The sequence below is a fragment of the Cryobacterium algoritolerans genome, assembly GCF_004402785.1.
GTDB classification, from domain to species: Bacteria; Actinomycetota; Actinomycetes; order Actinomycetales; family Microbacteriaceae; genus Cryobacterium; species Cryobacterium algoritolerans.
Genome location: NZ_SOFP01000071.1, coordinates 1 through 19,454 on the forward strand (window position 1 = coordinate 1; position 19,454 = coordinate 19,454).

16 protein-coding genes are annotated in these 19,454 nt (G+C 69.2%); 9 read left to right on the forward strand and 7 right to left on the reverse strand.

All coding sequences use genetic code 11. The annotated features are described in order from the left end of the window. The 3 genes from E3O19_RS18160 to E3O19_RS14205 form a co-directional block, all read left to right on the forward strand. Positions 1-251, forward strand: a 251-nt coding sequence (locus E3O19_RS18160; protein ID WP_206750943.1) for a hypothetical protein, incomplete at its 5' end; no start/stop codon positions are given. Positions 252-403: 152 nt separating this feature from the next. After that, on the forward strand, positions 404-2,125 hold the full coding sequence (locus E3O19_RS14200; protein WP_134568742.1) for an ABC transporter ATP-binding protein: 1,722 nt from the start codon (positions 404-406) through the stop codon (positions 2,123-2,125). Continuing rightward, a complete protein-coding gene (locus tag E3O19_RS14205) occupies positions 2,122-3,927 on the forward strand; it encodes an ABC transporter ATP-binding protein (RefSeq protein ID WP_134568638.1) in 1,806 nt (601 codons plus the stop codon). The genes E3O19_RS14200 and E3O19_RS14205 overlap by 4 nt, the downstream gene beginning before the upstream one ends. Positions 3,928-4,028: 101 nt before the next feature. Here E3O19_RS14205 and E3O19_RS14210 read toward each other — a convergent pair whose 3' ends face one another. Continuing rightward, positions 4,029-4,448: a cytoplasmic protein gene (locus E3O19_RS14210; protein WP_134568640.1), complete on the reverse strand. Its 420-nt coding sequence runs from the start codon at positions 4,446-4,448 to the stop codon at positions 4,029-4,031. 197 nt (positions 4,449-4,645) lie between these two features. After that, a complete protein-coding gene (locus tag E3O19_RS14215; protein ID WP_198413925.1) occupies positions 4,646-5,086 on the reverse strand; it encodes a cupin domain-containing protein in 441 nt (146 codons plus the stop codon). A gap of 168 nt (positions 5,087-5,254) precedes the next feature. Here E3O19_RS14215 and E3O19_RS14220 point away from each other — a divergent pair, with 168 nt between their 5' ends. Further along, entirely contained in the window at positions 5,255-6,142 is an 888-nt protein-coding gene (locus E3O19_RS14220) for a CPBP family intramembrane glutamic endopeptidase (RefSeq protein ID WP_166804586.1), read from the forward strand. Here the strand turns inward: E3O19_RS14220 and E3O19_RS14225 are convergent. Together E3O19_RS14225 and E3O19_RS14230 are read right to left on the reverse strand one after the other, a co-directional pair. Continuing rightward, positions 6,043-6,429, reverse strand: a complete 387-nt coding sequence (locus tag E3O19_RS14225; protein WP_134568644.1) for an MGMT family protein — start codon at positions 6,427-6,429, stop codon at positions 6,043-6,045. The two genes, E3O19_RS14220 and E3O19_RS14225, sit on opposite strands and share 100 nt — an antisense overlap. A 30-nt stretch (positions 6,430-6,459) precedes the next feature. Beyond that, entirely contained in the window at positions 6,460-6,912 is a 453-nt protein-coding gene (locus tag E3O19_RS14230; RefSeq protein WP_134568646.1) for a GNAT family N-acetyltransferase, read from the reverse strand. A 143-nt stretch (positions 6,913-7,055) separates the two neighbouring features. Between E3O19_RS14230 and E3O19_RS14235 the strand changes: the two genes are divergently transcribed. The 4 genes from E3O19_RS14235 (at position 7,056) to E3O19_RS14250 (ending at position 14,937) form a co-directional block, all read left to right on the forward strand. Beyond that, positions 7,056-8,270, forward strand: a complete 1,215-nt coding sequence (locus E3O19_RS14235) for an NADP-dependent isocitrate dehydrogenase (RefSeq protein ID WP_134568648.1) — start codon at positions 7,056-7,058, stop codon at positions 8,268-8,270. Positions 8,271-8,380: 110 nt separating this feature from the next. After that, positions 8,381-10,276, forward strand: coding sequence for a heavy metal translocating P-type ATPase (locus tag E3O19_RS14240; protein ID WP_134568650.1), 1,896 nt, complete (start codon positions 8,381-8,383; stop codon positions 10,274-10,276). A 298-nt stretch (positions 10,277-10,574) separates the two neighbouring features. Then, positions 10,575-13,574 (forward strand): S8 family serine peptidase, encoded by a 3,000-nt coding sequence (locus tag E3O19_RS14245; RefSeq protein WP_241981387.1) that lies wholly within the window; start codon positions 10,575-10,577, stop codon positions 13,572-13,574. Positions 13,575-13,719: 145 nt separating this feature from the next. After that, positions 13,720-14,937 (forward strand): MFS transporter, encoded by a 1,218-nt coding sequence (locus tag E3O19_RS14250; RefSeq protein ID WP_134568652.1) that lies wholly within the window; start codon positions 13,720-13,722, stop codon positions 14,935-14,937. Between the two features lie 5 nt (positions 14,938-14,942). Here the strand turns inward: E3O19_RS14250 and E3O19_RS14255 are convergent, their stop codons facing one another. Continuing rightward, positions 14,943-15,293, reverse strand: coding sequence for a YrdB family protein (locus tag E3O19_RS14255; RefSeq protein WP_241981388.1), 351 nt, complete (start codon positions 15,291-15,293; stop codon positions 14,943-14,945). 104 nt (positions 15,294-15,397) lie between these two features. Continuing rightward, positions 15,398-16,270: a formyltetrahydrofolate deformylase gene (purU, locus tag E3O19_RS14260; RefSeq protein WP_134568654.1), complete on the reverse strand. Its 873-nt coding sequence runs from the start codon at positions 16,268-16,270 to the stop codon at positions 15,398-15,400. Between the two features lie 175 nt (positions 16,271-16,445). On the opposite strand from purU, the gene E3O19_RS14265 reads away from it, so the two are divergent. After that, a complete protein-coding gene (locus E3O19_RS14265; RefSeq protein WP_134568656.1) occupies positions 16,446-17,735 on the forward strand; it encodes an MFS transporter in 1,290 nt (429 codons plus the stop codon). 23 nt (positions 17,736-17,758) lie between these two features. Here the strand turns inward: E3O19_RS14265 and E3O19_RS14270 are convergent, their stop codons facing one another. Next, positions 17,759-19,357 carry an amino acid permease gene (locus E3O19_RS14270; RefSeq protein ID WP_134568657.1) on the reverse strand — a complete coding sequence of 533 codons (1,599 nt, stop codon included), beginning with the start codon at positions 19,355-19,357 and terminating at the stop codon, positions 17,759-17,761. Between the last annotated feature and the right edge of the window lie 97 nt (positions 19,358-19,454).

Below are 19,454 nucleotides of genomic sequence, written 5' to 3' on the forward strand. Positions count from 1 at the left end.
ACGACCGGCCCGCACGACCGGCCCGCACGACCGGCCCGCACGACCGGCCCGCACGACCGGCCCGCACGACCGGCCAGGCACGACCGATCAGGCAACGCTGGCCAGGCATCACCGAACGGTCGGCACTCGCACCAGCCCGCTGCCCGCGCACCGGAAGCCCCCAGGCCTTCCCCGTCGCCGAGGGACCACGATCCCCGGTGGCACTGACCGGCACCGGCGCCGCACCGCACACCCGCACACCAGCACACTGACATTTCAGGACTCACACGTGACCACGCTCACCGACCAGAAACATCCGTTCGACGCCGCAGGGGACACCGCACCGCACCGGAGGACCACCCTCCAGACCCTGCTGCGTCTCTACCCCTACGCGAGGCCGGCCCTGCCGCGCCTCAGCCTCGGCATGCTCGCCGCGCTTCTCGCCGCGCTCGTTGCGCTCGCCATCCCACAGGTGCTGCAACGGCTCGTCGACGGTGCGCTGTCCCGGCAGGACTCTGCAGAGATCTGGTCAGCCGTGATCGTCATCCTCGGGCTCGGCGTGCTCGAGGCGGTGCTGATCGCGCTCCGGCGCTGGTTCGTGCTCGGCCCGGGCACGCACATCGAGGCCCGGATGCGCAACGCCCTCTACGCCAGGCTGCAGGACCTCCCCGTCGCCTTCCACGACCGGTGGCCGAGCGGCCAACTACTCTCCCGCGCCGTCAGCGACCTCAACCAGATCCGGCGCTGGATCTCCTTCGGACTCGTCCTCCTCGTGGTCAACCTGGTCACCATCGTCATCGGCGCCGTCATCCTGGTCTCGATGAACTGGGTCCTCGGCGTCATCTTCCTGGTCTGTTCCGTGCCGCTCTGGATCGTCGGCTATCTGTTCGAGGAGAAGTACTCGGTCGTGGCCAGGCGCAGCCAGGACCAGGCCGGCGACCTGGCGACGGCCGTCGAGGAGTCGGTGCACGGCATCCGCGTGCTCAAGGCGTTCGGGCGTGGCTCGTTCGCGCTCAAGAACTTCTCCGCACAGGCGGAAAGCCTGCGTGGCACCGAGATCGAGAAGGCGCGGGCCATCGCCGGCATCTGGCTCTGGCTGCTGCTCGTGCCCGACGTCGCCTTCGCCCTCTGCCTCGTTGCGGGCGTCTGGCTGGCCGGCCAGGGGGAGCTCACCGTGGGTGGGCTGGTCGCGTTCTTCGCCACGGCGACCGTGCTGCGCTGGCCGGTCGAGTCGATCGGCTTCCTACTGTCGATGACCTTCGACACCCGCACCGCCACCGACCGGTTCTTCGACGTGCTCGACGCCCCGAACACGATCACCGACCCGGAGAACCCGGCCACGATCGACCACCCGCGCGGACGGCTCGCTTTCGAGGGCGTGCACTTCCGTTACCCCGACTCGCCCGCCCGGTTCCCCGACCTGCTCGACGGCGTCGACCTGGTGCTCGAACCCGGCGAGACCATGGCCCTGGTCGGGCTGACCGGCTCAGGCAAATCGACGCTCACGGCGCTGACCACCCGCCTCTACGACGTGACGGCGGGCGCGGTGACCCTTGATGGGGTAGACGTGCGCGCCCTCGGCCGCGAGGAACTGCGCCGCCACCTGGCGATGGCGTTCGAGGATGCGACCCTGTTCTCGGCATCCGTGCGCGATAACGTGCTGCTCGGCCGCCCAGAGTGGGCCGAACGATCCGGCGACGCGGATGCCGCGCTCGAGGAGGCGCTGCAGGTCGCCCAGGCGGGGTTCGTGCACGACCTCCCGCAAGGCGTGGACACCCTCGTCGGCGAGGAGGGCCTGTCCCTCTCCGGCGGCCAACGGCAACGGCTCGCACTCGCACGCGCCGTCGCCGCGAAACCCGCGGTGCTCGTGCTCGACGACCCGCTGTCGGCGCTCGACGTTGACACCGAGTCGCTCGTCGAGGCCGCGCTGCGCGACGTGCTCGCCTCCACCACGGCGCTGGTCGTGGCCCACCGGCCGTCCACGGTTATGCTCGCCGACCGGGTGGCGCTGCTTGAGAACGGCCGGATCACCGCGGTCGGGCGGCACTCCGACCTGCTCCACCGGAGCGAGCACTACAAGTTCGTCATCTCCAGCCTGGAAGACGAAGAACGACGCGAATCCGCACGAAAGGAGGTGACGCTGTGAGCGTCACCGGAGTCGAAGGCGAGGAGCGCAGCAATTTCAGTGCCGCCGAGAGCAAACAGATCAGGGCCAGGTCGTTGCGCCTGCTCGGGTCGCTGCTCGCGCTCGTGCGCTCGCCGGTGATCGCGGCGATGCTCATCGTCGTGCTCTCGACCGCCGCGCAGGTGGCAGGTCCGGCGCTGATCGCCTACGGGATCGACCAGGGCTTGCCGGCGCTGCTGAACCAGGACTGGTTCCCGCTCGCCGCCACCGGAGTCATCTACCTGATCACCGGCGTGATCGGCGCCGGCCTGATCGCCTGGTACACCCTGATGTCGGCCCGGATCAGCCAGGCTGTGCTGATCGACCTGCGCAAACGGGTCTTCCTGCAGACCCAGCGGCTGAGCCTGGAGTTCCACGAGTCCTATACGTCCGGGCGGATCATCTCCCGGCAGACCAGCGACCTCGACGCGATCCGGGAGCTGCTGGACTCCGGGATCAACCAGCTCGTGCAGGGCCTGCTCTACATGACGTTCACCGCGATCGCCCTCTTCGTGCTCGACGGGCTGAGCGGGCTGGTCCTGTTCGGAGCGCTGGTGCCCCTGCTCATCCTCACCCGCTGGTTCCAGGTGCGCTCGCAGACCCTGTTCCGGCAGTCCCGGACCGCGTCGGCCAGCCTGATCGTGCAGTTCGTGGAGACGATGACGGGCATCCGCGCGGTCAAGGCGTTCCGGGCGGAGAAGCGCAACGAGAAGGTGTTCGGCGAACTCGTCGAGGACTACCGGAAGGTGAACGGCCGGGTCATCCAGCTGTTCGGCATCTTCGACCCCGGCCTCGTACTGATCGGCAACGTCGCGGTCGCCGTGGTGCTCCTGGTCGGAGGGTTCCGGGTCGCCGACGGGCAGCTCTATATCGGCGCGCTGCTTGCGGCGCTGCTCTACACCCGGCGCTTCTTCGACCCGATGGAGGACATGGCGATGTTCTACAACTCGTACCAGTCGGCCGCTGCGGCGCTGGAGAAGATCTCCGGCGTGCTCGAGGAACACCCCGGTGTGCCGGACCCCGTGACGCCGGTCGACCTCTGGACGGCGCACGGTTTGGTGGCATTCGAGCAGGTGAGCTTCGCCTACCAGAGCGAGCGGGTCATCCTGCCCCGGTTCGACCTGACGATCCCGGCCGGGCAGACCATCGCCCTGGTCGGGTCGACGGGGGCCGGCAAGTCGACCCTGGCCAAGCTGATGGCCCGGTTTTACGACCCGTCGGACGGCCGGGTCACCCTCGACGGGGTCGACCTGCGTGACCTGCACCCGAAGGACCTGCGCCGCGCGATCGTCATGGTCACCCAGGAGGCGTACCTGTTCAGCGGGTCCGTCGCCGAGAACATCGCGATCGGCAAACCGGATGCCACGCCGACCGAGATCCTCGCCGCGGCCAGGGCCGTGGGTGCGCACGACTTCATCGAGGGGCTGCCCAGCGGTTACGACACCGACGTGAACAAGCGCGGCGGCCGGGTGTCGGCCGGGCAACGGCAGCTGATCTCGTTCGCGCGGGCTTTCCTCGCCGACCCGGCCGTGCTCATCCTCGACGAGGCCACCTCGAGCCTGGACATCCCCAGTGAACGGCTGGTGCAGCAGGCCCTGCAGACCCTGTTGGCCGACCGCACCGCCGTGATCATCGCGCACCGGTTGTCGACCGTGGCGATCGCCGACCGGGTGCTCGTGATGGAGCACGGCCGGATCGTCGAGGACGGCGCCCCGGCGGACCTCATCGCGGGCGCGGGGCGTTTCGCCCAGCTGCACGCCGCCTGGCGGGAGTCTCTGGTCTGATCACGACCGTCGCGCTCCGTCCTGGTGGCGCACGTTCGGGAAGCGGGCGCACGGGAGAACGCGCGCCCGCTTCCCCGCCGCGACGGATGCCCGGCACGCGGCTACTCGGGGGCGAGCGGGCCGAGTGGGCCGAGTGGGCCGAGCGGCTGCCCGGCCCCGGCCGGCGCGGGCGATGAGCGCGTCGGCGACGGTTCCTTCAGCTCGAAAAGGATCGTGTGCGTCTCCGTGTCGCCCGTGTTCTCCCCGGAGTGCGCCTGCGCCGCCAGCCACCGGGCCTCACCCGCCGGCAGGACGACATCAACCTCCCGGCCATTCGCCGACAGCCGCCGGCTAAAGGAACTCAAGGTGAACATCACGCTGTCGGGATGCGCGTGCGGCGTGGTCTTGTCGCCGGGGGAGTCGAGGTACTCCAGTACGCGCACGCGCTCGTTCTCCAGGATCACGCGGTAGTGGCTGGGATTGGTCTGCACGGGATCGTCGCCCGGGACGGATTCGTGGGTCACCTCAGGGTCGTTCGTCATGGCGGCAGGCTAACACCGGGCGTCCGGAAGGGACAGGGGGCGGTCCGGAGCCCGCAGGGAGGGTGTGCACCGGGCCCACGACGTGCGCCCGGCAGCCTCGTGGCGCAGGTTGTGGAAGGGGGCGCACGGTGGAACGTGCGCCGGCTTCCGCAAGGAGCGCCACGAGCCGGTCTGCCCGGGCGTTCGCGCGGGTCAGGTCATGCGAATCCCCAGGCCTTCTCCTCGTCGCTCGAGGCGTCGGACAGGGGGGTGCCGGTCAGCGGGCGAGGCGCCACAGGGCCCAGTGGGTGGTAACTCGGGTCCGTGGCGCGCACGGCCGCCTCCTTGAGCTCGACGAAGATCGCGTGCGTCGGGGTCCTGCCGATGTTGAGGCCGGCGTGTTCCTGGGCCGGCAGCCAGCGCGTCTCGCCGGCGGGCAGTTCGACGTCGAGTTCACGGCCCTCCGACGACAACCGCCGGGAGTAGCCGCTGAGGGTGATCATCACACTGTCGGGGTGCTCGTGCGGGTTGGTCTCATCGCCCGGGGCGTCGAGGAATTCGAGCACGCGAACCCGGTCGTTTTCGAGGAGCACCCGGTAGAGCCCAGGGTCGGTGACAAGGGGATCCAGGGGATCCGTGACTTTTTTTTCGCTATCCATGTGGCACGGTAACACCGTTGGGCTCCGCCGAACAAGGCTTCCGAGATGACCGGCGGCAGACGTTCCCGGTGCCGATCGCCGCGGGTGCCGGGGGCACCTTGACGCGCACGCAGAGCCGGACTAGACGGGAGGTGGGGCATCCGGATGATTCACTCGATGGGAGTTCTCATGAGCCGGTCAGTTTCCACCCACTCACGGCGGCCGTCCTCCTCGCTCCGGGCCTTCGCCGCCCGCCGCCCGGTCATCCTGTTCTGCGCGGTCGCGGTCGGCCTGACCCTGATGCTGCAAACCCTGTTGCTCGTCGAGGGGCTGGACCTGACGCCCGGCAAACTCGCGGAACTCGTCATCCTGTTCGGGTTCGCCCTCCTGCTCACCTCGTGGATCAGCGGGGCACCCCTGGCGCGTCGGCTGCCGGCCGGGCTGGCCTGCTGGCGTTTCGGCCTCGGCCGATGGCTGCTCGTGCTCCTGGCCCTGCCCACCCTCACCGTGGCGGTCGGCCTGACCACGGGCACCTTCCGCACCTCGCCCGACGGCTGGGGAGCGGTGACTCTTGACTACCTGGTGATCCTGGTTCTCATCGCGCTCACCGCGAGCGCGTGGGAGGAGACGGCCTGGTCCGGCTTCGTGCAGTCGCGCCTGATGGCCGACCACGGGCTGCTCATCGGCTCGCTGCTCACCGCTGTGCCGTTCGCGCTCATCCGTCTGCCGTTGGCCTTCGAGTCCTCGGGCCTGGCCGGGACGAGCCTCACGGATGCCTGGATCAGCTGGGCCTTCGTCATCGGTTCCGCGCCCCTCTTGCGCTACCTTGCGGGTGGGCTGCTGGTCGACACCGGCGGCAGCATCCTCGCGGTCGCCCTCCTGCACGCGTCATTCATCGCGTCGGGCTCGCTCAGCATCGTCCCCGGCGGGTGGCAGGACGCGCTCGCCCTCGTTGCGCTCACGATCCTCGTTGCCGCTTACCGTGCGCTGCGTGGCCGCTCGCTCGTGCGCGGCACCATCCCCGCCCCGGCAGGGCCGCGGTCGCGTCCGGCCGGCGACCAGCGCGCCACGGCGTAGTCGACCCGGTAACCGGGGGCCAGCGCGTTCAGCAGCGGTGTGCCCTCGGCCCGGTAGTGCGCCAGGGCGCGCGCCTCGTGTTCGACCGGCGGATGCCCGCCGGCACGGATGACCCGCCACCACGGCACATCCGACCCGTAGTGCGACATCACCTGGCCGACCACGCGGGCGCCGCGGGAGCCGAGCACAGCCGCGACATCCCCGTAGGTCATCACCCGTCCGGGCGGGATCGAGTCGACGATGTCGAGCACGTCGGTCACGAATGGGCTGTCCGGGGCGATGCGCATCAGGCTGGCTCGGTCAGGGCTGCGGCTCGGTCAGAGCTGCAGGGAGCCGATCACTTCGCCATAGGCGGTCTGGCCGATGTCGCGGAAGCCGATCTTGTGGAAGAAGGACTCCGGTCCCTCTTCGCCGGGCTCCCAGATCACGGTGATGTGGTCGAAGCCGCGCCCCCGCGCCTCCTCGGCGAGAGCCTCCGCGGCGAACTTGCCGACACCCCTGCCTTGCGCGTTTGCGTCCACGTTGATCCGCCAGATGCAGGCGCGGAACTCCTCGTGCACCGAATCGGGGTCGAAGTTGCCGTGGATGAAACCGGCCACCTCGCCGTCGAGCAGCACGACACGCTGCCAGGACGTGGCCGGGTTGATCACGGATGCCGCGACCGAGTACGAGACCGGAGCAATGTATTGTTCCTGGCCCGGCTTCAGGCTCAGGGTATTGGCCGCAACAATATTGCGCGCGGACAGTTCTTCCAGTCGTAGTTCACCCATAGCAACAGGCTAACGTGCGCCCGGGGGTGCCGGTAGTCGGGGTTTCCGCCGACCGGAGAACTGTCTCGATGTCAAGATAGTTGAGTCCCTCCGGTAGAATTGACGTGGCCATTCAGGCCCCCCGACATTCTGAGGAGAATTCATTGGCGAAGATCAAGGTTGAAGGCACTGTCGTCGAGCTCGACGGGGACGAGATGACCCGCATCATCTGGCAGGCGATCAAGGACACCCTGATTAACCCGTATCTCGACATCGACCTCGAGTATTACGACCTGTCGATCCAGAAGCGCGACGAGACCGATGACCAGGTCACGGTCGACGCGGCCCGCGCCATCCAGAAGCACGGCGTCGGCGTCAAGTGCGCGACCATCACGCCCGACGAGGCCCGGGTCGAGGAATTCGGCCTGAAGAAGATGTGGGCATCGCCCAACGGCACGATCCGCAACATCCTCGGCGGCACCATCTTCCGCGAGCCCATCATCATCTCCAACATCCCGCGTCTCGTGCCCGGCTGGAACAAGCCGATCATCATCGGCCGCCACGCGTTCGGCGACCAGTACAAGGCAACGAACTTCCGGTTCGAGGGTGAAGGCACGCTCAGCATGACCTTCACCCCGAAGGATGGCGGCGAACCCCAGTACTTTGAGGTCTTCCAGGCGCCGGGCAGCGGCGTGGCGATGGGGATGTACAACCTCGACAAGTCGATCATCGACTTCGCCCGCGCCTCGCTCAACTACGGCCTCGAGCGCAACTATCCGGTATACCTCTCCACGAAGAACACCATCCTCAAGGCCTACGACGGCCGGTTCAAGGACATCTTCCAGGAGATCTTCGACGCCGAGTTCAAGAAGCGCTACGAGGCCGCCGGCCTCACCTACGAGCACCGCCTGATCGACGACATGGTCGCATCCGCCATGAAGTGGGAGGGCGGTTACATCTGGGCCTGCAAGAACTACGACGGCGACGTGCAGTCCGACACCGTGGCGCAGGGCTTCGGCTCGCTCGGCCTGATGACCAGCGTACTCTCCACCCCCGACGGCAGGGTCGTCGAGGCGGAGGCTGCGCACGGCACCGTGACCCGTCACTACCGCCAGCACCAGCAGGGCAAGCCCACCTCGACCAACCCGATCGCGTCGATCTACGCCTGGACCCGCGGCCTCGCCCACCGAGCCAAGCTCGACGCGAACCCGGCGCTCGCCGAGTTCTCGCACACCCTCGAAGACGTCATCATCAAGACGGTCGAAAGTGGCAAGATGACCAAGGATCTCGCACTCCTGGTCGGCCCGGACCAGGGTTACCTGACCACCGAGGAATTCCTCGCGGCGATCGCGGACAACCTCCACACCCGCCTGGCCTGACCACCGCGCCTGAGCGGCGGAAGGCCCCGAGCAGCGGTCGGGGCCTTCCGGGGTTGAGGTGAGCCTTTCCTTGCTGGCGCGGCTCACCGCCCGGGGGGAAGAATATGAGCATGTCGACTCTTCTCGCCGCCGTGCGACGCTATCCTCTGGTCGCCGCCACGGTCCTCCTTGGGCTGGTCGGTGTGGTTCTCGAGTCGGCCGGGCTGCCCGAGGCGGTGGGCTGGCTGTTCAGCGGGTTCGGGCTCGCGGTGGCAGCGTACGAGGCGGTCGGCATGGTGCGGCAGCTGCGCAGGGGGACCTTCGGCATCGACTTTCTCGCCATCACCGCCATCATCGCCACCGTGCTCGTCGGCGAATACGTCGCCACCATGATCATCGTGCTCATGCTGACCGGAGGAGCGGCGCTGGAGGACTTCGCGGTGAACCGCGCCAAGCGGGAGCTCAACGCCCTGCTCCAGCGCGCGCCGCAAATCGCGCACCGGCACAACGCCGACTTCACAGAGGTTGATGACGTGCCTGCCACGGAGGTGCGCGTGGGCGATCACCTGCTGGTTCGCCCGGCCGAGATCGTGCCCGTCGATGGGGCACTCGTCACCGACAGCGCCGCCTTCGACGAATCCTCCCTCACCGGGGAGAGCCTCCCGGTCGAACGTGTCACGGGCGATGCGATTCTCAGTGGGTCGATCAACGGCCAGGCCGCGGCTACCATCCGCGCCACCGCGACCGCGGCCAACAGCCAGTACCAGCAGATCATTGCGCTGGTCGAGGAGGCCGCGGCAAGCAAGGCGCCGGTGGTGCGCCTCGCCGACCGGTACGCGGTGCCGTTCACCGTGGTGTCGCTCCTGATCGCCGGGCTCGCCTGGCTCTTCAGCGGCGACCCGGCGCGCTTCGCCGAGGTGCTCGTCGTGGCCACCCCGTGCCCGCTGCTGATCTCCGCTCCGGTCGCGTTCATGGGCGGGATGAGCCGCGCCGCCCGCAACGGCATCATCGTCAAGGGCGGCGGGGTGCTCGAGACCCTGTCACGGGCCAGGACCGTCGTCTTCGACAAGACCGGCACTCTCACGCACGGCACCCCCACCATCGCCCGGGTGCTGCCGGAGGCAGGCTTCGGCGAGGATGAGCTGCTGGCGCTCGCTGGCTCTGCCGAACAGTACTCGTCACACGTGCTCGCGGCATCCGTTATCGCGGCGGCCCGGGCTCGCGGGCTCGAATTGACCTCCACCGACACCGCCCACGAGGTCCCCGCCAACGGTGTCGTCGCCCGCCTCGGCTCGACCGAGGTCACCGTCGGCAAGCTGTCCTTCATCAGGGACAGAGCTCCGGATGCCGTGGCCACCCCGCTCGACGGCGGTGAACTCGCCATTTACCTCGCCGTCGACGGCCGGTTTGCCGGGAGCATCGTCGCCAGCGACAGGCTTCGAGGCAACGCCCGCCAGACGATGGCCGATTTCCGCGCCCTGGGCATCGTCGAGACCGTCATGCTCACCGGCGACGCCCGGCCCACGGCCGAGCACATCGCTGCGATGGTCGGGATCGAACAGGTGCAGGCGGACTGCCTCCCCGCCGATAAGGTCAACGCCGTGCGCGGCCTAGCCCGCCGCCCGGTGATCATGGTCGGCGACGGGGTCAACGATGCGCCGGTTCTCGCCGTCGCCGACGTCGGCATCGCGATGGGCGCCAGGGGGGCGACCGCGGCCAGCGAATCGGCCGACGTCGTCATCCTGATCGACGATCTGTCCCGCACGGCCCGCGCCGTCGCGATCGGCCAGGACACCATCCGGATCGCGCTACAGAGCATCTGGCTGGGGATCGTCATGAGCATCGGCCTGATGCTCCTGGCCGCGTTCGGTTTCATCCCCGCCACGGTCGGGGCGCTGCTGCAGGAATTCGTCGACCTGGCCACGATCCTGAACGCGTTGCGGGCGATCGGCGGCCGACGGGATGCCGCGGCGCAGGCCCAGATCGCCGCCCGCGAACCTGTGACAGCCGGGATCCTCCTGCGCTGAACCGCCGACCGCTGCCGGACGTCGGAGCCCGCTCGCGCTGAGCCTGCCGACCGAGCGTGCGTCGTGAGCCGGGCCGCCGCGACGAACTGGGCGTCTTGACCCCAGTTCGGATGTCACCTTGTGCAAGTTGCGCTGTCGGCCGCGAGATTCCGCTAGCTTCAGGTTCACGTCCCTCTGTTGGGGGCCAACCATTCATTGATGAGCGGATTGGATGATGCACGTGACCAAAAGAAGTCGGCATTTCATACTTTGGGACCATGCCCCACGTTCGGCTCGCGCTCTGCGCCGTGCCACCGCGGTGACCCTGACTGTCGGGCTGGTGGCCACCGCGGCCCTCCTCGGCGGAACGGTCGCCGCCGGGGCCGCTCCCCTGTCGGCGGCCGGCAAACCCGCTGCCACCTTCGAAGCCGGGCGTTACGTGGTCACCCTGGCCGGCAGCGCCGTGGCCACCTACTCCGGCGGCGTCTCCGGGTTCGACGCGACCACGCCAGCCCCGGGCCGGCAACTCGACGCCCGGTCGAAGAACGCGAAGGCCTACTCCGAGCACCTTGCGATCGAACAGAAGAGGGTCGCCGCTGCCGCCGGTGCGAGCGTCAGCGCCTCGTACACGACGGCGCTGAACGGCTTCGCGGCAGACCTCACCTCGGCGCAGGCCGCCACGCTGTATGCGAACCGTGAGGTCGTCGCGCTCGAGAGGGACTCGCTCCGCAAGATCACGGCCGAGTCGTCGACCGACTTTCTCGGCCTCGGTGACGCCACCGGCGCCGGCGGAGTCTGGGACACCGTCGGCGGCGTTCAGGCCGCCGGCGCCGGCATCGTCGTCGGCATCGTGGACACCGGCATCGCTCCGGAGAACCCGTCGTTCGCCGGGGCCCCACTCGGCACCAGCAGCGGCGCAGCACCGTACCGCGCGGCCGACGGCAGCATCAGCTTCGCCAAGTCAGACGGCGGCACCTTCACCGGCGCCTGCGTCACCGGCGTGCAGTTCACCGCGACCGACTGCAGCACCAAGATCGTCGGCGCCCGGTACTACGTCGACGGCTTCGGAGCGGCGCGGATCGGCGCGACGAGTGTTGGCGAGTATCTCTCGCCACGCGATGGCGACGGCCACGGCTCACACACCGGCAGCACCGCGGTCGGTAACCACGCCGTCGCCGCGTCGGTGGGCGGAATCGACTTCGGCACCATCTCGGGCATCGCGCCGGCGGCGAAGATCGCGGTATACAAGGTCTGCTGGTCCGGCCCCGACCCGGCCAGCCGGGACGACGACGGTTGCGCCACCAGCGACCTCCTCTCGGCGATCGACCAGGCCACGGCGGACGGTGTCGACGTGATCAACTTCTCGATCGGCGGCGGCGCGGCCCAGACCACGGTCTCCGCCACCGACGTCGCCTTCCTCGGCGCAGCAACCGCGGGCGTCTTCGTTGCGGCCTCGGCCGGAAACGCCGGCCCCGGCGCGTCGACGCTGGATAACGCGTCGCCGTGGATCACCACCGTCGCGGCCAGCACCATCCCGAGCTATCAGGCCACCGCAACAGTCGGCAGCGGCCTCGCCTATGCGGGCGGCTCGATCACGGTCCCCGCTGCCACGGTGACCGGTGCTCTGGTGCGCGGTGACCTCGTGGCCGCCCGCCGCGCGACCGATCCGCTGCTCTGCGCCCCGAACTCGCTCGACCCGGCCAAGGTGGCCGGCAAGATCGTGTTCTGCCAGCGTGGCATCTACGACCGGCTGGCGAAGTCGGCGGAGGTGAAGCGCGCCGGCGGTATCGGCATGCTGCTGGTGAACAAGACGGCCAGCTCGCTCGACCTCGACCTGCACTCGGTTCCGACGGTGCACCTCAATGCCGAAGCCTTCGCCACGACATTCGCCTACGCGGGCACGGCCGGCGCGACGGTGACGCTCACGCCGGGCAACACGCTTGGCACCGCTCCGCCCACCCCGCAGGTCGCCGGGTTCTCCTCGCGCGGACCGGTCCTGGCCGACGGCAGCGACATCATCAAGCCGGACATCTCCGCCCCCGGTGTCGCCATTCTCGCCGACGGCGCGAACGCCGCCGGCCAGGCGGGAACCTATCAGTTCCTGTCCGGCACGTCGATGTCGTCGCCGCATATGGCCGGGCTTGCCGCCCTGTACCTGGGTGTGAAGCCGGCGGCCACTCCGGCCGAGGTGAAATCGGCCTTCATGACCACCGCCTACGACACGGTCAACGCGGCCGGCGCTGCCGTGACCGACCCGTTCAGCCAGGGCGCCGGGCACGTTGACCCGACGAAGTTCTTCGACCCGGGGCTCGTCTACCTCAACGGGGAAAGCGACTGGATGTCCTACATCAAGGGCGCCGGGAACACCGGCGGCGGCCTGGACGCCGTCACCGCGGTCGACCCGTCGAACCTCAATCTGGCCTCGATCGGCATCGGTTCGCTGACCAGGCCTGAGACGATCACCCGCACGGTGACGTCGACGCAGGCGGGTACGTTCGACTCCTCCGTGAGCGGCCTCGCCGGCATCGACGTCGCGGTCAGCCCGTCGACGCTGACCTTCGGCGCGGCGGGGCAGAGCCAGTCGTACACGGCGACGTTCACCCGAAAGGATGCGCCGGTCGATACGTTCGCGATCGGCTCGCTCAGCTGGACGAGCGGCGCCACGGTCGTGCGCAGCCCGGTGGCGGTCAAACCCGTCACTCTCGAGGCGCCGGTCGCCGCCGCTGGAACCGGCCTGACCGGCTCCATCGACATCAGCGTGACCCCCGGCACGACCGCCGACATCCCCCTGGCCACGGACGGCCTCGCGGCCGGCGTGCTGCTCAGGGAGAATAAGGGCGGTGTGAACAAGCCCTACTCGGGGGTTGGCACCGCCGGCCGGGAGATCACCTTCACCGTGCAGGTCCCGGCGGGAACGGCAGTGCAGCGCTTCGACCTTGACTCGCTGACCGATTCCGCCGACCTGGACCTGAGCGTCTACCGGCTCAGCGGCAAGGGCGGCACGCAGGTCGCCGGCTGGCAGTCGGCGACGGCTTCCACGGATGAGCACGTCGACCTGCGCAACCCGGTCGCCGGGTACTACCAGGTCGTCGTGTCGGTCTTCAGCGGCACCGACAATTACAGCCTGACCACCTTCACGGTAGCGCCGGGCGTGGGTGCCGGATCGTTCACCGTCGCCCCGAACCCCCTCCCCGGGGTGCAGGGCGTGCCGGTCAGCTACGCGGCCTCCTGGAGCGGGCTGGCGGCCGGAACCGACTACCTGGGCCTGGTGCGCTACGGAGCCAGCGGTTTCTCGACGATTGTGGCGGTCAAGAACTAGGCGGCTGCGCACGGCGAACGGCTGCGCGCGGCGGAACGGCTGCGCGGAACGATGAGTGGGCGACGGATGCCTCGCATCCGTCGCGCACTCGGCGTCGCCTCCCGCGCCGGGCCTGCTGGCGCCGCCGAAGGCTTACCCTGAGGTAATGCGATTCGCACCCATCCGCCGAGGCGGCGAGAGAACCGTCGGGAGCCGACCGCGGCTGTCCCGCGAGGTGTACGTGCTGGGCGTGATCGCCTTCTTCGTGATGGTGGGCTTCGGCGTCGTCGTGCCGGTGCTACCGGTCTACGTGCGCAGCTTCGGGGTGGGCAACCTGGAGATCGGTGCCGTGGTCTCCGCGTTCGCCCTGATGCGCTTCGTCTCGAGCCCGTTCTGCGGCCGAATGATCGACTGGGCCGGCGAACGAGCGATCCTGGCGACCGGCATCGGGATCGTCGCGCTCTCCAGCGGGCTGGTCGGCATTGCCCAGAACTACCCGCAGCTGCTCCTGCTGCGCGGGGCCGGCGGCATCGGCTCGGCCATGTTCACGGTCTCCGCGATGACCCTGCTGCTCGGCTCGACCTCGCCGGGGATCCGCGGTCGCGCGATCGGCTTCTACCAGGGCGGGTTTCTCCTCGGCGGCATGGCCGGGCCGGCGCTCGGCGGCCTCCTCGCCACGATCTCCCTGACCGCACCGTTCTTCTTCTACGCCGGAACGCTGAGTGTCGCCGGCATCCTGGGGTTGCTGCTGCTCGGCCCGAGCCGGCGCACCGGGGCCGACGAGTCGGGCGTCCCGGTGCCGAGGGTCCCGTTCCGCACCGTGCTGCGCGACCCCCGGTTCCGGGCGGCCTGCCTGGCGAACTTCGCCCAGGGCTGGACCTCCTTCGGGGTGCGGAACGCGCTCATCCCGGTGCTCGTGGTCGAGGTGCTCAAGGGTCCGAGCTCGTGGACCGGGATCGCCTTCGCCTTCGCGGCCGTGGCACAGACCATCGCGCTCGCGCCCGCGGCACGGTTCGTCGACACGGTGGGCCGCCGCCCGGCCATCATCGGCGCGTACGCGCTTGCCGCGGTCACCATCATGGCGGTGCCGTTCGCGCCCAACATCGTCGTCCTCACCGGGCTGCTCTGCGTCTACGGGGTTGCATCGGCGTTCATGGGGACCGCGCCGGCGGCCGCGGTCGGCGACGCGGCCGGGTCAGGCGGCGGCCGTCCCGTCGCGGTGTTCTCGATGTTCTCCGACTTCGGCGCGATCATCGGCCCGCTGGTCGCCGGGTTCCTCGCCGACCGGTTGTCGTACCCGATGGCGTTCCTCGTCGGGGCGCTGTTCTTCGTCGCGACCTCGCTCTACGCGACCCGGATGCCGCGCGAGGCCCGCCGGCCCTGACCCGGCTAGCGCAGCTCCGAACGGCCGGTGAGCACGCCGCTCACGGTCGCCACGACGGCGAAGACCACGCCGACCAGCGGCAGACCGAGGTCCCACCAGGCCAGCGCCGCAGCGCCGAACACGGTGATCTCCACGACGGCCTTGCCGAACGGGTCGAGGGTGAACACGGCCTTGGGGGAACGGAAGAGCGCCCAGATCAACACCGCGAACGCAGGGGCCGCGATGCCGATGAGCACGCCGGGCCAGGGGAGCGGCCACGCAGCGAAGCCCCACAAGCCGAGGGTGACGAACGCGAAGAGTTCGAGCAGGAACCGCAGGATGTCGTTGGCGCCGACCTGCACGCGGGAATTTGTCACGTGCCCAATCCTACCGAGCCGCCGGGTCCGGACAGGCTCGACCACCGGTGGTCGAGCCTGTCCAGACCAGCCGCTCACAGAAATCCGACATCAGGCAGCCCTGCCTACCGGAAGATGATGGTGCGGGCTCCGTCGAGGAGCACCCGGTGCTCGGCGAACCAGGTCACCGCCTGGGTGAGAGTGCGGCTTTCCTCGTCCTGGCCGATCGAAACGAGCTCGGCCGGGGTGCGCGAGTGGTCCACGCGCACGACGTTCTGCTCGATGATCGGCCCCTCGTCGAGGTCGCCGGTGACGAAGTGCGCCGTCGCGCCGATCAGCTTCACGCCGCGGGCGTGCGCCTGCTTGTAGGGGTTCGCACCCTTGAACCCGGGCAGGAACGAGTGGTGGATGTTGATGGCGCGGCCCTCGAGAACCGCGCAGAGTTCGGGGGAGAGGATCTGCATGTACCGGGCGAGCACGACCAGTTCGATGTCCTCCTCCTCGATCGCCTCGATCACGCGCGCCTCGAACGCGGCCTTGCTGGCGGCATCCGTGATCGGCAGGGACTCGAACGGCACGCCGTAGAAGCCGACCAGGTCACGCAGGGTGCCGTGGTTGGACAGCACCAGCGGCACCTCGATCGGGAGTTGGCCGCCGCGCTGGCGGAAGAGCAGGTCGTTGACGCAGTTGCCTGCCGTCGACCCGAGTACGAGGGTGCGGACCGGCCGGCCGACGACGTCGATGACCGATTCCATCGCGTATTTCGCCACCACCGGTGCGAGTTCCGCCTCGAGTTCCTCGCGAGGTGCCGGAGACTCCACCTGCAGCCGCATGAAGAAGCGGCCGGTGTCGGCGCTGGTGAACTGCTGGCTCTCCGTGATGTTGCCGTTGGCCCGCACGATGGCGCCGCTCACCGCGTGCACGATGCCCGGCTGGTCGACGCAAACGAGGGTGATCACCCAGTGGTGACGTGTGCGGGTCGGCAGCGAGGAAGTCATCCGACTAGGCTACCGGCCTTCCCGGCCACCCGGTTTGCACGTCGGGTAGACTGGGGACTGGTCGGCGCAGCATGCCGGCCCCGGGCGCGCACGTCGGCGCGCAGTCAAACCGGACCGGCCCCGCGGCGACAGAGCGGCGGGCGCCACTGTTCCCGTCTGTGAGCCACAGCACACCATGTCATTCACCGCGCCTATCACCCTGCCGTCGTCCGACCCGTCCGACGGGCCGGACCGCCCCGGCCAGACGCCTGGCTCCTTCCCGTGGGTGGGCCTGATCGCCCTCGCCGCGGCCGTGTTCCTGTCGGTCACCTCCGAGATGCTGCCGACCGGCCTGCTGCCGGACATGAGCCGGGGCCTCGGTGTCAGTGAGGCCCAGGTTGGGCTTCTCGTCTCGTGGTTCGCCTTCACCGTGGTGCTCACGAGCACCTCGCTCGCCCACCTCACCCGCCGGCTGCCCAGGCACGGCCTGATCGTGCTCGTCCTGGTCGTGCTCGCCGTCAGCAACGTGCTCACCGCGATCGCCCCGAACTACGCCTTCATGGTGGGCGGCCGCATCCTCGGCGGCATGGCCCACGGGCTGTTCTGGGCCGTGGTCGGTGCCTACGCTGCGCACCTGGTGCCCCGGGAGCAGATCGGCCGGGCCGTGGCGATCACGGTATCCGGCGGAACCCTCGCGTTCGTGTTCGGCGTTCCGCTGGCCACAGCCGCCGGTCATCTGCTGGGCTGGCGACTCTCGTTCGTCGTGCTCGCCGGGTTGATGCTGGTGGGAGCGGTTGTCGTCTGGCGATTCCTTCCACGCGTGTCGCACTACGGCGCCCGCCGCACGCCCGCCGAGGTGACCGCGCTCGCTGCCGCCGCGCCCGCGTCCGCAGCGGTGCCCCCCGAACCTCGCCGGGATCCGACCATGCCGGCGGTGATCCTACTCTGCATGATCACCGCCTTGACCATGGTCGGGCACTACACCTTCTACACTTACATCGCCCCGTTCCTGATCGAGGGGCTGGGCGTGGACAGCTCAGCCGTCGCCCCGCTCCTGTTCGCCTACGGAGTCGCCGGCGCGGTCGGGCTGGTGCTCTCCGGCACCGTGTTCGGCCCCCGGCCCCAGCTTGGGCTGGTCATCGGCCTCACCGTGTCCGCGCTCAGTGTCAGCGTGCTGGCGATCTTCGCCGCAGCGCTGCCGGTGGCCATCGCCGCCTTCGTGCTGTGGGGGCTGGCGTTCGGCACACTGCCGCCGCTGCTGCAGACGCGGCTGCTACGCACCGCCTCGCGGCGCATCCGCGACACCGCCAGTGCCATCTACACCACCGCGTTCAACGTCGGCATCGGCGGCGGGGCGCTGCTCGGTGCCGCACTGCTGAACACGCTGGGCATGGACGTCGTGCCGGTCACCTACATCGGCATCCTGGTGCTGGCGCTGGTTCTGGTCATCGTCAGCGACGCGGTCACGCGCCGCCGCACCGCCTGAGCCGCTCGACGACCGGCCCGGCGCTACTCGGTCTTCTGTCCCGGCCCGTCCCGGTCGGAGAGCGGCCGGTTCGCGATCACCGGCATCTGGCCGGTGAAGCCGTCGCGGGCCGCCGCGATCTCGAGGATGCGCCCGCGACAGGCATACCAGCCGACGATCAAGGCGGGGACGATCAGCACGAGGGAACTGATGGTGAGCGTGCCGACCGGCCAGTCGAACGCCATCAGCACGAGCACCGCGACGAGGAAGGCCAGGCTGGCGTAGCCCGTGTACGGGGCCCCGAACATCCGAAAGGCCGGCCGTTCGAGGATGCCCTTCTTCGCCCACGCCTGCAGCCGGAGCTGGCAGAGCACGATCATGCCCCAGGCGCTGATGATGCCGATGGCAGCCATGTTGAGCACGATCTCGAAGGCCTCATCCGGCACGATCGCGTTCAGGCCGACGCCGAGCAGCGTGACCACGCCGGTGAGCAGGATGCCGCCGAACGGCACCCCGGTGCGGCTCACTTTGCCGGCGAACCGCGGCGCAGATCCCGCCAGCGACATCGAGCGCAGGATGCGCCCGGTCGAGTACAGGCCCGCATTCAGCGAGGACAGGGCGGCCGTGAGCACCACGAGATTCATGATCACGTCGACGCCGTCGACGCCGATGGTGCCGAAGAAGGTGACGAACGGGCTTTCCCCTGCCCTGTACGCCGTGTACGGCAGCAGCAGCGAGAGCAGCAGGATCGACCCGACGTAGAAGACGGCGATCCGCACGATCACGGTGTTGATCGCCTTCGGCATCACCGTCTCCGGGTGCTCGGTCTCCCCGGCGGTGGTGCCGACCAGCTCGATCGACGCGTAGGCGAACACGACGCCCTGCACCACGAGTACGGAGGCGAGCAACCCGTTCGGGAACCAGCCTCCGTTGTCGTTGATCAGGCTGAACCCTGCCTCCTGGCCGGTGATCGGCGTGCCGAAGAGCACCATCCAGGTGCCCACCAGCAGGAAGGACACGATCGCCACGACCTTGATCAGCGCGAACCAGAACTCGAGCTCACCGAACACGCTCACCGAGAGCAGGTTCAGTGACAGGACAACGGCCAGGGCGATCAGCGCAAACAGCCACTGGGGTACGTCGCCGAACGGCGCCCAGTACTTGGCAAAGAAGTTCATGTATAGGGCCACGGCGGTGACGTCGACGATCGCGGTCATCACCCAGTTCACCCAGTAGAGCCAGCCGGTCACGAACGCGGCCTTCTCCCCGAAGAACTCGCGCGCGTAGGAGACGAAGGAACCGCTCGACGGGCGGTGCAGCACAAGCTCGCCGAGGGCCCGGAGGATCAGGAAGGCGAAGAAGCCGCAGATCGCGTAGACGAAGACCAGCGACGGCCCGGAGCTGGCGAGCCGGCCGCCCGCGCCGAGGAACAGGCCGGTGCCGATGGCCCCGCCGATCGCGATCATCTGCACCTGGCGGGCCTTGAGCCCCTTGTGGAGTCCGTCGTCCTCGTGCACGCTGAGGGCATCCGAGATGTGTTCGAGCGGGGTCTCCCTGGGGAGGCCCTGGTTTTCCCGACGTTCTCCGTGCGCGGTCTCGTGCGAGGCTGGAGGCCGTTCGGGCCCGTGGGTGGTGCTCGTCATGGGGCCGCTTCCGTTGTCCGGTTTTTCGCCAACACTATCGCGACGACGTTCCCAGTCTCCTGTCGCAAACCCCCGGACGGGGCCCGAGGCAGGCATC